The 15,897-nt window shown below is 70.1% G+C and carries 15 protein-coding genes and 1 pseudogene; 7 read left to right on the plus strand and 9 right to left on the minus strand.

Annotated features, from left to right (window positions below):
• Positions 1–40 precede the first annotated feature (40 nt).
• Positions 41–1,237: a 3-oxoadipyl-CoA thiolase gene (pcaF, locus tag C1707_RS23075; RefSeq protein ID WP_101712688.1), complete on the plus strand. Its 1,197-nt coding sequence runs from the start codon at positions 41–43 to the stop codon at positions 1,235–1,237.
• A 99-nt stretch (positions 1,238–1,336) separates the two neighbouring features.
• Here the strand turns inward: pcaF and C1707_RS23085 are convergent, their stop codons facing one another.
• From C1707_RS23085 to fliL, 5 genes are read right to left on the minus strand one after another with little or no spacing between them, the layout of a single operon-like run.
• Entirely contained in the window at positions 1,337–4,219 is a 2,883-nt protein-coding gene (locus C1707_RS23085; RefSeq protein ID WP_101712689.1) for a tetratricopeptide repeat protein, read from the minus strand.
• 19 nt (positions 4,220–4,238) lie between these two features.
• Positions 4,239–5,030, minus strand: coding sequence for a MotE family protein (locus tag C1707_RS23090; protein WP_101712690.1), 792 nt, complete (start codon positions 5,028–5,030; stop codon positions 4,239–4,241).
• A complete protein-coding gene (locus C1707_RS23095) occupies positions 5,027–5,653 on the minus strand; it encodes a DUF6468 domain-containing protein (protein ID WP_101712691.1) in 627 nt (208 codons plus the stop codon). The genes C1707_RS23090 and C1707_RS23095 overlap by 4 nt, the downstream gene beginning before the upstream one ends.
• Entirely contained in the window at positions 5,650–6,804 is a 1,155-nt protein-coding gene (gene fliM / locus C1707_RS23100; RefSeq protein ID WP_101712692.1) for a flagellar motor switch protein FliM, read from the minus strand. The genes C1707_RS23095 and fliM overlap by 4 nt, the downstream gene beginning before the upstream one ends.
• Positions 6,805–6,831: 27 nt before the next feature.
• Positions 6,832–7,446 carry a flagellar basal body-associated protein FliL gene (fliL, locus tag C1707_RS23105; RefSeq protein ID WP_101712693.1) on the minus strand — a complete coding sequence of 205 codons (615 nt, stop codon included), beginning with the start codon at positions 7,444–7,446 and terminating at the stop codon, positions 6,832–6,834.
• Positions 7,447–7,668: 222 nt separating this feature from the next.
• Here fliL and flgF point away from each other — a divergent pair, with 222 nt between their 5' ends.
• The 6 genes and pseudogenes from flgF to C1707_RS23135 all read left to right on the plus strand — a co-directional run.
• Positions 7,669–8,406 (plus strand): flagellar basal-body rod protein FlgF, encoded by a 738-nt coding sequence (gene flgF / locus C1707_RS23110; RefSeq protein ID WP_101712694.1) that lies wholly within the window; start codon positions 7,669–7,671, stop codon positions 8,404–8,406.
• A gap of 13 nt (positions 8,407–8,419) precedes the next feature.
• Positions 8,420–9,208, plus strand: coding sequence for a flagellar basal-body rod protein FlgG (flgG, locus tag C1707_RS23115; protein WP_101712695.1), 789 nt, complete (start codon positions 8,420–8,422; stop codon positions 9,206–9,208).
• Between the two features lie 4 nt (positions 9,209–9,212).
• Positions 9,213–9,974: a flagellar basal body P-ring formation chaperone FlgA gene (gene flgA, locus C1707_RS23120; protein WP_101712696.1), complete on the plus strand. Its 762-nt coding sequence runs from the start codon at positions 9,213–9,215 to the stop codon at positions 9,972–9,974.
• A gap of 17 nt (positions 9,975–9,991) precedes the next feature.
• On the plus strand, positions 9,992–10,723 hold the full coding sequence (flgH, locus tag C1707_RS23125) for a flagellar basal body L-ring protein FlgH (RefSeq protein ID WP_101712697.1): 732 nt from the start codon (positions 9,992–9,994) through the stop codon (positions 10,721–10,723).
• Between the two features lie 129 nt (positions 10,724–10,852).
• Complete coding sequence (locus tag C1707_RS23130; protein WP_101712698.1) at positions 10,853–11,314, plus strand: hypothetical protein; 462 nt, start codon at positions 10,853–10,855, stop codon at positions 11,312–11,314.
• A gap of 147 nt (positions 11,315–11,461) precedes the next feature.
• Positions 11,462–12,427 (plus strand): annotated as a pseudogene (locus C1707_RS23135) (DUF1176 domain-containing protein); the annotation flags it as partial.
• A 10-nt stretch (positions 12,428–12,437) separates the two neighbouring features.
• On the opposite strand, the gene dxs reads toward C1707_RS23135, so the two are convergent.
• The 4 genes from dxs to C1707_RS23155 are packed head-to-tail and all read right to left on the minus strand — an operon-like array spanning position 12,438 to position 15,869.
• Complete coding sequence (gene dxs / locus C1707_RS23140; RefSeq protein ID WP_101712700.1) at positions 12,438–14,357, minus strand: 1-deoxy-D-xylulose-5-phosphate synthase; 1,920 nt, start codon at positions 14,355–14,357, stop codon at positions 12,438–12,440.
• 17 nt (positions 14,358–14,374) lie between these two features.
• Positions 14,375–15,256, minus strand: coding sequence for a polyprenyl synthetase family protein (locus tag C1707_RS23145; RefSeq protein WP_101712701.1), 882 nt, complete (start codon positions 15,254–15,256; stop codon positions 14,375–14,377).
• The gene (locus C1707_RS23150) at positions 15,253–15,615 is read right to left on the minus strand and encodes a tRNA-binding protein (protein WP_101712702.1); all 363 of its coding nucleotides are present in this window, start codon (positions 15,613–15,615) and stop codon (positions 15,253–15,255) included. Before C1707_RS23150 ends, C1707_RS23145 begins: the two co-directional genes overlap by 4 nt.
• On the minus strand, positions 15,615–15,869 hold the full coding sequence (locus C1707_RS23155; protein ID WP_101712703.1) for an exodeoxyribonuclease VII small subunit: 255 nt from the start codon (positions 15,867–15,869) through the stop codon (positions 15,615–15,617). The genes C1707_RS23150 and C1707_RS23155 overlap by 1 nt, the downstream gene beginning before the upstream one ends.
• Positions 15,870–15,897 lie beyond the last annotated feature (28 nt).

The following is a 15,897-nucleotide window of genomic DNA, read 5'->3' on the forward strand; positions in this document are numbered from 1 at the left end:
TCGTTTGAATGCAGACCGAACGCCGCCTCCGGAAACCGCCATGACCGCCTATATCTGCGACGCTGTCCGCACCCCGTTCGGCCGCTACGGCGGCGCCCTGGCCAAGGTCCGGGCCGACGACCTGGCGGCGATCCCGCTGAAGGCGCTGATCGCGCGCAATCCCGGCCTCGACTGGAGCGCGGTGGACGAAGTGGCCTACGGCAGCGCCAACCAGGCCGGCGAGGACAATCGCAACGTCGCCCGCATGGCGCTCCTGCTGGCCGGCCTGCCGGAGACCGTGCCGGGCGTCACCGTCAACCGCCTGTGCGCTTCAGGGCTGGAGGCCGTCGGCTACGCCGCCCGCGCCATCCTGTCGGGCCAGGCCGACCTGGTGATCGCCGGCGGCGTCGAGAGCATGAGCCGCGCGCCCTTCGTCATGGGCAAGGCCGACAGCGCCTTCTCTCGCAACGCCGAGATCTTCGACACCACGATCGGCTGGCGCTTCGTCAATCCGGCCATGCGCGCGGCCTACGGCGTCGATTCCATGCCCGAGACCGCCGAGAACGTCGCGACCGACTACGCGGTCAGCCGCGCCGACCAGGACGCCTTCGCCCTGCGCAGCCAGCAGCGCGCGGCCGCCGCCATCAAGGCCGGCTTCTTCGCGGGCGAGATCACGCCGGTCGAGATCCCCGGTAAGGCCGGCCCCACCGTCGTCGATCACGACGAGCATCCGCGCGAGACCACGCTGGAGGCGCTGGCCAAGCTGAAGCCGATCGTCCGTCCGGACGGCACGGTCACGGCGGGCAACGCCTCAGGCGTCAACGACGGCGCGGCGGCGATCGTCCTGGCCTCGGAAGAGGCGGTGAAGCGCCACGGCCTGACGCCGCGCGCCAGGGTGCTGGGCTATGCGACCGCCGGCGTCGAGCCGCGCGTCATGGGGATCGGCCCGGTCCCCGCCACCCGCCGCCTGCTGGAGCGGACAGGCCTTTCCATCGGCGACTTCGACGTGGTGGAGCTGAACGAGGCATTCGCCGCCCAGGGACTGGCGGTGATGCGCCAGCTTGGCCTGCCCGACGACGCCGGCCACGTGAACCCCAACGGTGGCGCGATCGCTCTGGGCCACCCGCTCGGCGCTTCGGGAACGCGGCTGGCGCTGACGGCGCTGCGGCAGCTGGAGGCCACCGGCGGCGAGCGGGCGCTGGCGACGCTGTGCATCGGCGTGGGCCAGGGCGCGGCGCTGGCGATCGAACGGGTGTAAAGACCCCCTCAGTCGCTCCGCGACAGCTCCCCCAGAGGGGGAGCATCTTGATCCTCCCCCAGAGGGGGAGGTGGCCCAGAGGGCCGGAGGGGGTCCCCTCTAAACCTTCGGCGTCGCGGCCGCGCGGAAGCGGTCCTTCATCTTCGCCACCCAGCCGTTGAACACCTCGTTCTCGGCGGTCACGCGGCTGAAGTCGCTGCTGGACGCCACGCCGTCGACGCCGGCCAGCGCCACGCGCAGGCCTTCGGGGTTGCGCCCCGTACCGACCAGGTTGGCGTAGCGCGTCCGCAGACGGCCCAGCGACGCCTCGTCGTCCGACAGGCTGTAGGCCACGGCCGCGCGCATCAGCTTGGCCTCGTCCGACGGCGACAGGCCGGCGGCGTTCTTGAAGCGATCGCCCAGTGCGGCCTCGTAGAGCTTGCCGGCCTGAGCCCAGTTGCGCTGCTTCCAGGCGATGTCGCCCCGGATGTCCTGGGCGTCCTTGCCCTTGTCGCCTTCGATCACCTCGAGCGCGTCGTCGTAGCGGCCCAAGGTCATCAGCGACCGGGCAGTGGCCAGGCGGCGCTCGGCGTTCAGGGCCGGCGGCAGGATCGTCGTGCGCGTGCCGTTGATCGCCGCCAGGGCGTCCTCGGGCTTGCGGTCCATCAGGTAGATCCAGGCCAGGTCGGTCGCGACCTGGGCCTTGGGTACGCCGTTCAGGCGGTTGTCGACCTGATACTTGAGCAGCTTGGCGGCCTCGTCCAGCAGGTCGACGTCGACCAGGCGGCGCACCAGGTTGCGGACCATCTGGTCGCCGTCGGCGCCGATCGGCGTCAGGTCCTGGTAGTCGTAGAACAGACCCACGGCCTGGATCGGCTGCATGCCGTCGGCCAGGCCGTCCAGGAACAGGGTGCGGAAGGCGCCATAGAGATCGTTCTGCAGGGCGACGGCCTGCGGCAGGTCGGGCAGCACCTTGCCGGCCGACCGCAGCACCTCCAGCGCCTCGCGATAGCGGCCCTGGTCGATATAGAGTTTGCCCAGCGCCCGCACGACGTCGAGCTCGACGCCGTCGCCGCGCCAGCGGAACCGCAGCTGGTCCAGCGCCTTGGCGGCCTCGGCCGGCGAAATCTGGTTCTTCTCCATGCGGATCTGCGTGGCATGCAGAGCGGCGGGCGTGGCGATCCGGTCGTTCGGGGCCTTGGCGATGGCCTGGAACATCTTCAGGGCCTTGTCCTTGCGCCCCTGCAGCTCGAACGCCTTGGCCTGGATCAGGCGCAGGTCCAGCTGGTCGACGATCGGCAGCTTGGGCAACTTCAGCGCCTGGCTCACCAGCCGCTCGGCCCCAATCCCGTCGCCGGTCGCCGCCGCCGAGTCGGCCTGGGCGCCCAGGAAGCGCGCCTGCCAGACCGCCGGGAACAGGTTCATGGCCTGGGCGCCGCTGGCGAACTTGTTGCGGGCGTCCACCCACTGGCCCTGCTTGTAGGCGACATAGCCGCGCCACAGGGCGCTGGACGGATCGTCCGACAGCACGGGCGAGGAGAAGTCGGCCTCGGCCTCGGCCCAGCGGCCGGCCATGGCCTTGGCGGCCCCGCGCAGGCCGCGGAACTCGCCGTCGCCCAACAGCGCCTGCTGCTTGCGGGCGGCGGCGTTCAGCACGCCGATGGCCTCGAACGACAGGCCCGAGCCGACCAGGAAGCGGGCCAGCGCCATCCGGGCGGCGATGTCGCCCTGGCGATCGGCCGGATCGACGGCGGCGATCGCCGCCTGCAGGGCGTTGTAGCGGGCCAGGAAACCGCCCGAGCCGGTCTTGGGCCAGTTCTCCAGGTCGATGACGGCGGGCATGGCCGCCGGCTGCGGCGCGCCCGTCACCACCTCGGCGTTGGCCGAACCGGCCGAGGCCGGCGACAGGACCAGCCCCTTGGGCCGGCCGATGCGGACGATGTCGCCCTCGGTCAGGATCTGCAGGTCGCTGGCGAAGGCCTCGACCGCCAGGCCCTGGGCCGACGGCAGCAGCGCCATCTCGACATATTCCCGGCGCGAGGCCAAGCCCTTGGACGGCGCCAGGGCCGGCACGACGCCGATGCGGTCGCCGACGGCCGGATCGCTGACCCACACCGGGCGCGCGGCGCCGGCCAGGTTGGCCGACAGGCTGGCGGGCGTGGCGGCCTCGTCGCGCGCCACCTTCACCGGGTCGGGCTCGCGCTGCAGGCCCGCGCCCAGGGCGACGGTCCAGTTGTTCCCCTGCCCTTCGGCGTAGACCGGCACGCCCGGCTTGGCGACGATGCGCAGGGCCGAATAGTCCGCGCCCCGGAAGGCCTGGACCTTGACGTGGTTGGGCCCCGTCTGCGGCACGCGGCCGATGTCGAGCCGGACCGGGGCGTCGAACACCACCCACACCGCCTCGCCGCGCTTGAACACGGCGGCGGCCGCCGGCGCGGCCCAGGTGGTCGTGAACTGGGTCTGGCCCTCGGCCTTGTTGAGACTGACCGCCACCACGCCGCTGGCGGGGGCGGGATTGGGCCGGCGCGGATCGCGCGGAACCGGCGCGGGGGTCGGCGCGGCGGGCGCGCCGGCTTGCGGCGGCTTGGCGAAGACGTTGACGAAGTCGATCCCGTCGGCGCGCCCGGCCCGCAGGTCGGCGTCGTCGGTCAGGGTCAGGACCAGTTCCAGCGCGCCGCCGACGTGGCGGGCCTCGACGGTCTTGACCCAGCGCGGCGGGGCGATGCGCAGGGCGGCGAGGTTGGGATTGGCGTCGCGGCCGAAGCGCAGGATCGCCTGCTGGCCCTCGCGACGCATCTTCATCACCGGAACACGGCCGCTCCAGCGGAACTCCAGGCGCGAGAAGTCGGGAGCCTGGGCCACGCGGACGACCAGATCGCCCTGGCCGGCGACGGGACGCGCGGCCTGGGCGGCGGCGGGTCCGGCGGCCTGAACGGCGGGCGCGACGACGCCGGCGATGCAGATCGCCGCAACGCTCGCCTTAAGCGCCCCCCGAAAAGTCATGAGCCCCCCAAGCTTGCCCTTAGCCGGCCTTCTTCGGCGCGGCGGCGCCGGCCAGCGGCGGGGCCGCGGCCTGCTGGCCGCCGGCGGCCGGAGCGGCGGCGTTCTCGGCCACGGCGGCCTTGCCCTTGGCGATGGCGTCGCCCGAGAAGCGGCTGGCCAGACGCTCGGTAAGCACCTTGGCGTCGCCCGGCGCCATGTTGGCCAGGATCATGGCCAGCGTGCGCTCCTTCATCTTGGCGGCGATCGGCAGACGCACGCTGTCGTCCAGCACGGTCAGGCGGGCGGCGGCGTCCTTGGGCTTCATGGCGGAGAACACGGTGACCATGCGGTCGACCTCGGCGGCCTTCTGGCTGTCGGCCTGGCCCAGCAGGCCCTGGATCTCGCCCTTCATGCCGTTGAGGGTCTTCATCTTGGCGTCGAGCTTGGCTTCGGCGGCGGCCAGCAGCTGCAGCTGGACGTCGATGTCCTGCTCGCGCTGGTCCAGCTGGCCGCGACGCGCGCCCAGGCTCTGCAGCACGCGCAGTTCGGCCGGCGAAAGGCCCGCTTCCTTGGCCAGGTCCGTGGCCGACGGCGCGCAGATGCGCGGCGGCGCGGCGCCGGCCTTGGCGGCGGCGTCGGTCGCCGCGCCCTCGGCCGAGGCGGCTTCCTCGCCGCCCTTGGCGTCCTTCTTCTCGGGCTTGGCGCCCTCGGCAAAGGCCTTGGCCCCGCTCAGCAGGTCGGGCATCGACTTGGCGCCGGCCAGGGCGTTGACCGCCAGGACGCCGACCACGGCGACGCCGACGATCGGCAGGATGCGAGGAACGTTCTTCATCGACGGTCTCTGAAAGGCGATCCGGGCCGCGACGAGGGGTCGGGGCCGTCGAACAGGTCATCATCCACCCGCGCCCGTGAACGGGGCGTTTCACGCGCGGGCGCGCCAAGTGGGTTGGTGGACGAAATAGGAGAAGATTGGGCCGGCGTCGCGGGACGCGAGGTCGCAGGGCCGGCGCTGCGGGCGCGGGCCTCGCGCTCCAGCATGGCCTCGAAGTCCTGCGCGTTCAGGCGGCGACCGCCGGCCGGAGCCTGTTCGGAGGCCGGCGGCGCGGCGAAATCACGCGCCTCGCGCATCGGGCGCGGGGCCGGCTCGGGACGGCTCTCGATGCGCGGCGCGGCGGCCGCGCGGGTCATGCGCTCGTCCAGCTGCACGGCCAGGGCTTTCGCCTTCTCGATGCGGTCGGCCAGGTATTCGGAGGCTTCGTCGGTCGCCGCGCGCAGGTCGGCCAGACCCTGTTCGGCGCGCTGAGCGGCGTTGTCCAGGTCGGCCACGGCCTTGGCGAAGCCGCTCTGGGCGTCGCGCAGCGCCTTCAGCTTGCGCTCGAGACGCCAGCCGAAGACCAGCGCCACCATCAGCAGCACCGCCAGAAGAACCTGCAGGGCGACCGAGATCAGGCTCATTTCAGCTTCTGAACCGCCTTCTTCGCCGCGGGCGTCAGCGGAGCGTCTGCCCGGATGGCGATCGAATGGTTGCGGCGGCCCATCCGGCCGCGCGTAAGCGGAATCGACCCCGCCCGCAACTCCACCAGACTGTCGGGCGTGGCGTTCAGCATCAACGTATCGCCGACCTGCAGGTTCAGCACCTTGGAAAGCGGCAGCTGCTGCTCGTCGAGCACCGCGCGCACCTCCATCTGGGTGGTCCAGAGTTCGGTGGCCAAGTGGCCTTCCCAGATGTTGTCGCGACCGAACTTCTCACCCATGAACTGCTGCAGCAGCATCTTCCGGATGGGCTCGAGCGTGGCGTAGGGCAGCAGCAGCTCGATGCGGCCGCCGCGGTCTTCCATGTCGATGCGCAGCTTGACCAGGATCGCGGCGTTGGCCGGCCGGGCGATGGCGGCAAAGCGCGGGTTGGTCTCCAGGCGGTCCAGGCTGAACGACACCGGATGCAGCGGCTCGAAGGCGGCCTTGGCGTCGTTCAGAACCACCTCGACCATCCGCTGCACCAGCACGCGTTCGATGGTGGTGTAGGGACGGCCCTCGATGCGCATGGCCGCGGTGCCCCGACGGCCGCCCAGCAGCACGTCGACGATCGAGTAGATCAGGTTGGAGTCGACCGTCAGCAGGCCGTAGTTGTCCAGCTCCTCGGCCCGGAACACCGCCAGGATGGCCGGCAGCGGGATCGAGTTCAGGTAGTCGCCGAAGCGGATCGAGCTGATGTTGTCGAGGCTGACCTCGACGTTGTCGGAGGTGAAGTTGCGCAGAGACGTCGTCATCAACCGCACCAGGCGGTCGAAGACGATTTCCAGCATCGGCAGGCGCTCGTACGAGACGAGGGCCGAGTTGATGATGGCGCGGATGCCGGTGCGGTCGTCGCCGCCGTCGCCCGACAGGTCGAAGCCCAGCAGGCTGTCGATCTCGTCCTGGTTCAGGATCCGCTCGGATCCCATGCCGTCGCCGCCGCCGTCGTCCCAGCCGGCCATGCCGGCCATGCCGCCGCTGAAGTCGCCGAAGCTGTTGTTCAGCTCGCCGCCGCCCGAGGCGTCGAAGGTCCCCGGAGGGTTCTCCGCCGCCCATTGGGCCATCGCGGCCTGATCGTCGATCTCGTCTGCCATGATGGTTCGCCTCGCCCAGTCCGAAGACTAGTTGATCAGCATCTCCTCGATCAGGACGGCGTTCACTTTCGAAGGCGCGGCCACCAGGTTCACCCGGCGCAGCAGCTCGGCGCGCAGCTGGTAGCTGCCCTGGCTGCCGGCGAGATCCTCGGGACGCAGTTCGCGCAGGAAGGTCTGGAACATGTCGGTCAGGCGCGGAAGGTTCGGCGTCAGCGCGTCGGCCGTCTCCTCGTCGGGCAGCTCGAAGGTCAGCTTCAGCTTCAGGAAGGTCGACTTGCCGTCAGCCGACTGCATGTTCACGACGATGTCGGGCAGGGTGTAGAACACCACGCCGTCGGGGCCTTCCTTGACGACCGGCGCGCCGGCGCCGCCCTCGGCGGTCTTGGCGCCCTCGCCGCCCTCTTCCTTCTTCTTTTCCTTTTTCTTTTCCTTCTTCTCCTCGCCGTGGCCGGCTTCGCCCTCGGCGGCCGGCTTGGGCTTCATCAGGAAGAAGGCCGCGGCCCCGCCCCCGCCGACCACGAGCAGGCCGGCGGCCGCCGCGATCAGCACGATCGGCGGCTTCTTCTTGGCGGGAGCTTCACCCTCGGCCGCGCCCTCTTCGCCTTCCGGGGCGGGAGCTTCCTTGGGGGGTTTCTTGGCCACGCGCGGGTTCCTTGAAATCTATGGTCCCTACTCATGCGCGAGCATGGTTAACGATCTCTTTTGAAGGCCATTTGGTCGCAGGCTGAATCTGCCCGGCGGAGTCCGCCAAAGCGTCGCCGTTAACCACCCTCACCGCTGATTTCATTACGATTTTCGAGTTGGCACGCGGCTTGCTTGCAGGGTTGCGGCGCATTTGTCGCGCCAAACTGCGAGTTAATCGTCATGGACAACGCGCTGTATGTGGGCCTTTCGCGGCAGATGACGCTCCGTCGTGAGCTGGACATCGTCGCGAACAACATCGCCAACGCGAACACCACCGGCTTCAAGGTCGAGGACCTGATGGTCCGCACCGAACCGGCCAAGCCCGCGCGCACCGCGGGCGGCCCGGCGCCGATCAAGTTCGTGCTCGACGACGGCGTGGTCCGCGACTTCACGCCCGGCGCCCTGAACCAGACGGGCGGGACCTTCGACCTGGCCATCGAGAACCAGGGGTTCTTCAAGGTCTCGACCGGCGACGGCGAGCGCTACACCCGCGACGGCCGCTTCACCACCAACCCCGAAGGCGTCCTGACCACCCAGGAAGGCGCTCCGGTGCTGGACGACGGCGGCGGCCAGATCACCATCGACCCCGAACTGGGCCCCGTCAGCATCGGCCGTGACGGCATCGTCACCCAGGGCCAGGTGCGCGTGGGCAAGATCGGCGTCGCCCGCTTCTCCGACCTCGCCTCGCTGCGCAAGGACGGGGACAACCTCTATCGCAACGTCGGCAACGAGACCCCGCAGTCCGCCACCGACGCGGTCATCCACCAAGGGATGCTGGAGGGGTCGAACGTCCAGCCCATCCAGCAGATCACCAAGCTCATCGAGGTCAGCCGCGCCTACGAGAGCATCGCCAAGATGATGGACCAAACCGCCGAACTCTCGCGCTCCGCCGTCGAGCGCATGGGCAAGGTCCAGTAAGGGATAACGAACGATGCAAGCTCTGCGCACCGCCGCGACCGGCATGTCGGCCCAACAGCTGAACGTCGAGGTCATCTCGAACAACATCGCCAACATGAACACCGTCGGCTTCAAGCGCCAACGGGCCGAGTTCCAGGACCTGCTGTACCAGACGATCGAGCGCGCCGGCGCCCAGTCGTCGAGCGACGGCAACGTGGTCCCGACCGGCGTTCAGGTCGGCGGCGGCGTCAAGGCCGGCTCGGTGTATCGCATCACCGAGCAGGGCACGCCGACCATGACCAACAACCCGCTGGACGTGGCCATCCAGGGCAAGGGCTACCTGCAGATCCTGCTGCCCTCGGGCGAGACCGCCTACACCCGCGCCGGCAACTTCTCGACCAACGACCAGGGCCAGATCGTCACCGAGGACGGCTACCTGGTCCAGCCGGGCATCACGATCCCCGAGAACGCCACCGGCATCACCATCGGCAAGACCGGCCTGGTGCAGGTCAATCTCGACGGCCAGACCGACGCCCAGACGGTCGGCCAGATCGAACTGGCCAACTTCATGAACGAAGGCGGCCTCGAAGCCATCGGCGACAACCTCTACCTCGAGACCGGCGCGTCCGGCGCGGCCAACATCGCCGCCCCCGGCCAGCCCGGCTTCGGCACCCTGCTGCAGAACTACACCGAAGCCTCGAACGTCGACGCCGTCAGCGAAATCACCTCGCTGATCGTCGCCCAGCGCGCCTACGAGATGAACTCCAAGGTCATCACCACGGCCGACCAGATGCTCCAGGCCACCTCGAACCTGCGGTCGTAAGCTCATGAAAACCCTGCTTCTCGCCGCCGCCGCCCTGCTGATCGCCGCCCCGGCCGCCTTCGCCGGCCAGCCGGTCAGCCTGCGCCAGGACACCACCGACGCCGACGGCGTCATCACGCTGGGCGAACTGTTCGACGGCGCCGGCTCGGCCGGAGCGGTCGTGATCGCCCGCCGCGTCGGTCCCAGCGTCGTGCTCGACGCCGCCCAGCTGCAGATGACCGCCCGCCGCGCCGGCCTCGACTGGGCCAACCCGCAGGGCCTGCGCCGCGTCATCGTCCGCCAGGGCGCCGAAGGCGGCGGCCAGCTGGCCGGCGCTTCGGCCGCCGCCCCGCGCGGCAACGTGGAGGTTCTTGCCTACGCCCGCAGCCTCGCCGCCGGCGAGACCGTGCAGCCGCAGGACCTGGTGTGGATCAAGGTCGCCTCGGCGCCCTTCGACGCGCCTTCCGACGCCGACGCCATGATCGGCATGACCACCAAGCGCCCGCTGCGCGAGGGTTCCGCCGCCTCGATGCGCGACGTCGCCGCCGCCCAGGTCATCGCCAAGGGCGATGTTGTCGCAGTCACCTACGATTACGCCGGCGTGGCCCTCACCTTGCAAGGCAAGGCCATGAGCGCCGCCGCCGTCGGAGAAGCCGTCAGCGTGCAGAACACCGCCAGCAAGAAGATCATCGAAGCGGTGGCCACCGGCCCCGGTTCGGCCGCCGTCGGCCCAGAGGCGCAAGCCCTCAAGGCCTCCCGTAATTCCGTGCGCTACGCCGCCCGCTAAGAGAGCAAGAGACACCCATGCGCCCCGCCGCTTTTGTCGCCCTCGCCCTGCTCGCCCCGATCGCCGCCTGCTCGACCGTCACCGAGGCGGTGAAGGGCCCCGAACTGGCCCCCGTCGGCTATCCCGCCTCGCTGGCGCCGATGGCCCCGACCTACGTCTCGGCTCGTGAACCGGCCCCGCAGGCGGCTTCCGCCAACTCGCTGTGGCGCGTCGGCGCCCGCGCCTTCTTCAACGACCAGCGCGCCAGCCGCGTCGGCGACATCGTCACCGTGCTGATCGAGATCGACGACAGCGTCAGCACCTCCAACAACAGCAAGTCCTCGCGCACCTCGACCGGCAGCGCCGGGGTCAGCAACTTCTTCGGTCTGGAATCCAGCCTGGGCAAGGTTCTGCCGGGCGGCTTCGACCCGGCCAACGCCGTGGGCACCAACTCGGCCTTCTCCAACGCCGGCGCCGGCAGCGTCAGCCGCTCGGAGAAGATCAACCTGACGGTCGCCGCGATCGTCGCCCAGGTCATGCCCAACGGCAACATGGTGATCCAGGGCACCCAGGAGGTGAAGACCAACAACGAACTGCGCCAGCTGACCGTGGCCGGCATCGTTCGCCCCGAGGACATCTCCTCGGCCAACACCATCAAGCACACCCAGATCGCCGAAGCCCGCATCAACTACGGCGGCCGCGGCGACATCAGCCGCGTGCAGAAGACCCCGGCCGGCCAGTCGCTGGTCGAGAAGTTCTCGCCCTTCTAGGCCGGTTCCGGACAGGTCCGGGCGACCGCGTACAATCGCCTTTTCTCCGTTCGCCCCAGGGTGAGCGGAGGAGACCGGCAGAAACCGCCCAGGCGCCGAGGCGTTCTCCTGACGAAGGAGATCGCCGCCATGTCTTCCCGCCACCTCGCCGCCGCGATGCTCGCCGCCCTCGGGCTGGCCGGCTGCGCGCACGAGCAGGCGGCAAATTCCGCCTATGCCTGGGCCTATCTCAACGAGCCCGGCGAAGGCCCCAAGCTGGCCTACGGCCGCCCCTCCAGCGACGAGGTGCTGCTGATGCTGGCCTGCCCCGCGCCGGGCGGGCCGGTCGAGGTCTCGGCCAGCGGGCTGGAGGGCGGAACCATAGGGCTGGCCAGCCGCGACCGGACGTCGCACCTGGCCGCCAGGCCCGCCGAAAGCGGCGGAACCGGGACCATCCTGATGGCCTCGGCGACCCCGCGCGACCCCGCACTAGGCAATTTTCGCCGCACGGGCGATCTTGCAATCGTTAACGCCGGCCAGCGCCACAGCATCGCCGCCAAAGCCGACGAGCGCAGGCGCGTGAAGGCCTTCTTCGAGGCGTGCGGGGCCTGAAGCTGAGCCGTTGACGACCGCTCCGGCGTACGCTTTGGTTGAGCCCTCCAAGGGCTCTCAATCATGTTTTCGCTTATCGCGGCGGCCTGGCTCGCCGCCCAGTCGTCTGCCCCAGCCGACTATTAGGCGGAAACCCGCAATTTCCGCGATTGGACGGTCGTCTGCGACAATCATAGGCGCTGCACGGCGCTGGGCCTGGCGACCAGCGCCATGAGGTCCCGACAGCGGTACGCCCTGCTGGTCATAGTCCAGCAAGACGGCAGGCCGCCGGCCTCGACGATCGCCCTGCTGGACCAGCCGGAAGACACTCCTCCAGGCCCGGTCCTGGTCGGCGATCTGCGCCTGCCGGCGAGCCGGGACACCAGCCGGCGGAGCTGGTTCGTCAATGGCGGCAGGTTGCTCGCCGACCAGGCCGATCGCCCCGGTGGCGTCCTGACGGTCAAGGCGGCCGGTATGACGCCCGTAGACCTGTCGCTGGACGGCGCGTCGGAAGCCCTGGCCTGGATCCGGCTCAAACAGTCGCAGCCGTACGCTCCCGGCGGGATCGCCGCCGACCAGGCAAAGCCGCCAGCGTTTCAGCGCCCGATGGGCCCGCCGCCGCCCAAGCTGATCCAGCTGTCGGCCAAGCTCACGCAGCTGGGCGTCTGCGCCGGCATGGGCGGCTCGGCGAGGGGCGCGCTCCATCCGATGGGCTGGCTGCTGGACGCCGGTCATCGCTTGTGGAGCGTCTATTGCGAACCACCCGGCGGCCGCGGCCGCAACGCCGCCTCTGTCCTCGTCGTGGTCGACGCCGCTGGCGGTTTGGCCTTCGCGCAACTGGACGAGGCGCCCGACGACGGCTGGTCCGACGTCGCCCAGGTGCTGGCCGCTGGAAGCGACGATACGCTCTCCGTGCCGACCACCTCGGAGGCCGGCTTCGACCCGCGTTCGGGGCTCGTCACCACGACCGACGCCTCGCCCGGGCTGAACGACTACGCCGAGCACACCCGGCGCTATGGCTGGACGGGAAAGGCCTTCGTGCTGGTCGACAGCACCAACCCGGCGATCCAGGCGGCAGACGGAGACGGCAACGCCATGCCCTATGTCAGGTTCTGGCCGCCAGAATACTGGTAGCCGGCGGGCCTCAGGCCCGCCGCCCCGCGGCGCTGACGTTGTCCATGCCGAGCGCCGACAGCGCCCCGCGCAGGATGCCTTCGGCGTCGAGACCGGCCTCGGCGTACATCAGGTCGGGCTTGTCCTGGTCCTGGAACACGTCCGGAAGACCCAGCGTGCGGATCTTCAGGCCGCGATCCAGCGCGCCGTGCTGGGCCAGGGCCTGCAGCACGAAGGCGCCGAAGCCGCCCATGGCGCCCTCTTCCACCGTGACGATGGCCTCGTGCTCACGTGCCAGGCGCAGCAGCAAATCGAGGTCCAGCGGCTTGGCGAAGCGGGCGTCGCAGACCGTGGCCGACAGGCCGCGCGCGGCCAGCAGGTCGGCGGCCTTCAGGCTTTCCGACAGGCGCGTGCCGAACGAGACGATGGCGACGCTCGTGCCTTCACGGACGATGCGGCCCTTGCCGATCTCCAGCGGCTCGGCCGGACCGGCCGGCAGCTCGAGGCCCAGGCCCTCGCCGCGCGGATAGCGGAAGGCGCTGGGGCGGTCGTCGATCTCGACGGCGGTGGCGACCATGCGGGCCAGCTCCAGCTCGTCGGCGGCGGCCATCAGCACCATGCCCGGCAGGGCGCCCATGAAGCCGATATCGAACGAACCGGCGTGGGTGGGGCCGTCGGCGCCCACGAGGCCGGCGCGGTCCATGGCGAAGCGCACCGGCAGGCGCTGGATGGCCACGTCGTGGACCACCTGGTCGTAGCCGCGCTGCAGGAAGGTCGAATAGATCGCCGCGAACGGCTTCATGCCGTCGGCGGCCAGGCCCGCGGCGAAGGTCACCGCGTGCTGCTCGGCGATGCCGACGTCGAAGGTGCGGCTCGGATAGGCCTTCTCGAAGATGTCCAGGCCCGTGCCCGAGGGCATGGCGGCGGTGATGGCGACGATCTTGTCGTCCTTGGCCGCCTGCTTGACCAGTTCCTGGGCGAACACCTTGGTGTAGCTGGGCGGGCCGGCGGCCGCCTTCTGCTGCTGGCCGGTGACCACGTCGAACTTGGCCACGGCGTGCAGCTTGTCGGCCGCGCCCTCGGCCGGGGCGTAGCCCTTGCCCTTCTGGGTGACGACGTGGACGAGGACCGGCTTTTCCTTAAATTCCCGGGCGTTCTTCAGCACCGACACCAGGGCGTCCATGTCGTGGCCGTCGATCGGGCCGACATAGTGGAAACCCAGCTCCTCGAAGAAGGTGCCGCCGGTGACCATGCCCCGGGCGTATTCCTCGGCCTTGCGGGCCGCGTCGCGGATCGGGGTCGGCAGCTTCTCGACCACCGTCTTGCCCAGCTTGCGCGCCTTGCGATAGGCGCCGCCCGAGACGAGGTTGGCCAGATAGGCGCTCATGCCGCCCACCGGCGGGGCGATCGACATGTCGTTGTCGTTGAGGATGACGGTCAGCTGGCGCGTGGCGTCGGTGGCCGCGTTCATCGCCTCGTAGGCCATGCCCGCGCCCAGCGAGCCGTCGCCGATCACGGCGACGACGGCGTTGTCCTCGCCTTTGGCGTCGCGCGCGGCGCAGAAGCCCAGCGCCGCCGAGATCGAGGTGGCCGCGTGGGCCGCGCCGAACGGGTCGTACTGGCTCTCGGCCCGCTTGGTGAAGCCCGACAGGCCCCCGCCCTGGCGCAGCGTCTTGATGCGGTCGCGGCGGCCGGTGAGGATCTTGTGCGGATAGGCCTGGTGGCCGACGTCCCAGATCAGGATGTCCCTGGGCGTCTCGTAGACGTGGTGCAGGGCCACGGTCAGCTCGACCACGCCCAGGCCCGCGCCCAGGTGGCCGCCGGTGACGGACACCGCGTCGATGGTTTCGGCCCGCACCTCCTGCGCCAGCTGCTTGAGCTCGGCGATCGACAGCCCGCGCGTGTCGGCGGGCGAGGAGATGGTGTCGAGAAGAGGAGTTTGCGTCGGCATGTCTGTAAAGAGCGCGGTCAGTTGCGGCGGTCCAGCACGAAATCAACGCTTTCGCGCAGATGATCGGCCCGATCTCCAAAGATATCCAAATGCGCCTTGGTCTGCGCTGCGAGAAGCTCGACGCGTTCCTTGGCCGCTTCCAGGCCCAGGAGCGTGACGTAGTTGGCCTTGCCCTTGGCGGCGTCCTTGCCGGCGGCCTTGCCCAGCAGGGCCGCGTCACCCTCGGCGTCGAGGATGTCGTCGACGATCTGGTAGGCCAGCCCCAGGTCCTGGGCGAAGCCCATCAGCGCGGCGCGCTCGGCTTCCTTGGCCCGGCCGATGATCAGCGGGATCTCGAAGGCGAAGGCGATCAGGGCGCCGGTCTTCAGGCGCTGCATGCGGGCCACCGCGCCCAGGTCGTCGCGAACGCCCAGGAGGTCGATCATCTGGCCGCCGCACATGCCGCGCGCGCCCGAGGCGATAGCCAGCTTGCGCACCAGTTCCGAGCGGACATGGCCGTCGTCGTGGGTGTCGGGGTGGGCCATGATCTCGAAGGCGGCCGTCTGCAGGGCGTCGCCCGCGAGGATGGCGGTCGCCTCGTCATATTGCACGTGCACGGTCGGACGGCCGCGACGCATGTCGTCGTCGTCCATGGCCGGCAGGTCGTCGTGCACCAGGCTGTAGGCGTGGATGCATTCCAGCGCGCAGGCCGCGCGCAGCACAGGCCGCTCGGGCAGGTCGAACATCTTGCCGGTTTCCAGCGCAAAGAACGGCCGCAGACGCTTGCCCGGGCCCAGCGCCGCATAGCGCATGGCCTCGGTCAGGCGGCTTTCGGGCCCGTCGGCGCGCGGCAGCAGCTCGTCGAGCGCCACGGTGACGATATCGGCCGCCTGGGCGATGCGCTTGCCAAGGTCGCTCAAAACAGCTTTCCCCCGTTGGGCGCCGCGCGATCCACCGTCACGAGGACGACTTCGCCCTCGTCGTCGGGAAAGCCCAGGCACAGGACTTCCGACATGAACGGGCCGATCTGACGCGGCTTGAAGTTCACCACCGCCGCCACCCGGCGTCCGACCAGCTGGTCGGTCGTGTAGTGGCGGGTCACCTGGGCCGACGAACGCTTTACGCCGAACGTCGGTCCGAAATCGATCGCCAGCTTGTAGGCCGGCTTGCGGGCTTCGGGAAAGGCCTCGGCCGAAACGATTGTGCCGACGCGGATGTCCACCCGCTCGAAGTCCTCGAACGCGATCGTCGGCGACAGTTTCGGCGAGGCCTGGCCCATCAGGAAAACTCGGCCGGCTCGACGCCCGCGACGCCGCCCTGGCCCAGGACGATCTTCTCGACCTTCAGGCGCGCGGCCTCGAGCTTCTTTTCGCAGTGGGCCTTCAGGGCCGCGCCGCGCTCGTAGATGTCGATGGAGCGCTCCAGCGGCGCCTGGCCCGATTCCAGTTCGGACACGATCTTCTCGAGCTCGGCCAGGGCCTGTTCGAAGCTCAGGGCCGAGAGGTCGTGCACGGGAGAAGCGGCGTCGGTCATTTCTACTCCAAGGAGAAGCAGGCACCCT

Origin of the sequence: Caulobacter flavus, from assembly GCF_003722335.1 — a bacterium.
Taxonomy (GTDB): Bacteria; Pseudomonadota; Alphaproteobacteria; order Caulobacterales; family Caulobacteraceae; genus Caulobacter; species Caulobacter flavus.

What these genes read in the sequence shown, in the direction of transcription:
- C1707_RS23155 (WP_101712703.1), bottom strand. Translation starts at nt 15,869, where the DNA reads ATGACCGACGCCGCTTCTCCCGTGCACGACCTCTCGGCCCTGAGCTTC.
- C1707_RS23130 (WP_101712698.1), top strand. Translation starts at nt 10,853, where the DNA reads ATGTCTTCCCGCCACCTCGCCGCCGCGATGCTCGCCGCCCTCGGGCTG.
- flgF (WP_101712694.1), top strand. Translation starts at nt 7,669, where the DNA reads ATGGACAACGCGCTGTATGTGGGCCTTTCGCGGCAGATGACGCTCCGT.
- dxs (WP_101712700.1), bottom strand. Translation starts at nt 14,357, where the DNA reads ATGCCGACGCAAACTCCTCTTCTCGACACCATCTCCTCGCCCGCCGAC.
- C1707_RS23095 (WP_101712691.1), bottom strand. Translation starts at nt 5,653, where the DNA reads ATGAGCCTGATCTCGGTCGCCCTGCAGGTTCTTCTGGCGGTGCTGCTG.
- fliM (WP_101712692.1), bottom strand. Translation starts at nt 6,804, where the DNA reads ATGGCAGACGAGATCGACGATCAGGCCGCGATGGCCCAATGGGCGGCG.
- C1707_RS23085 (WP_101712689.1), bottom strand. Translation starts at nt 4,219, where the DNA reads ATGACTTTTCGGGGGGCGCTTAAGGCGAGCGTTGCGGCGATCTGCATC.
- flgG (WP_101712695.1), top strand. Translation starts at nt 8,420, where the DNA reads ATGCAAGCTCTGCGCACCGCCGCGACCGGCATGTCGGCCCAACAGCTG.
- flgA (WP_101712696.1), top strand. Translation starts at nt 9,213, where the DNA reads ATGAAAACCCTGCTTCTCGCCGCCGCCGCCCTGCTGATCGCCGCCCCG.
- C1707_RS23150 (WP_101712702.1), bottom strand. Translation starts at nt 15,615, where the DNA reads ATGGGCCAGGCCTCGCCGAAACTGTCGCCGACGATCGCGTTCGAGGAC.
- C1707_RS23090 (WP_101712690.1), bottom strand. Translation starts at nt 5,030, where the DNA reads ATGAAGAACGTTCCTCGCATCCTGCCGATCGTCGGCGTCGCCGTGGTC.
- pcaF (WP_101712688.1), top strand. Translation starts at nt 41, where the DNA reads ATGACCGCCTATATCTGCGACGCTGTCCGCACCCCGTTCGGCCGCTAC.
- flgH (WP_101712697.1), top strand. Translation starts at nt 9,992, where the DNA reads ATGCGCCCCGCCGCTTTTGTCGCCCTCGCCCTGCTCGCCCCGATCGCC.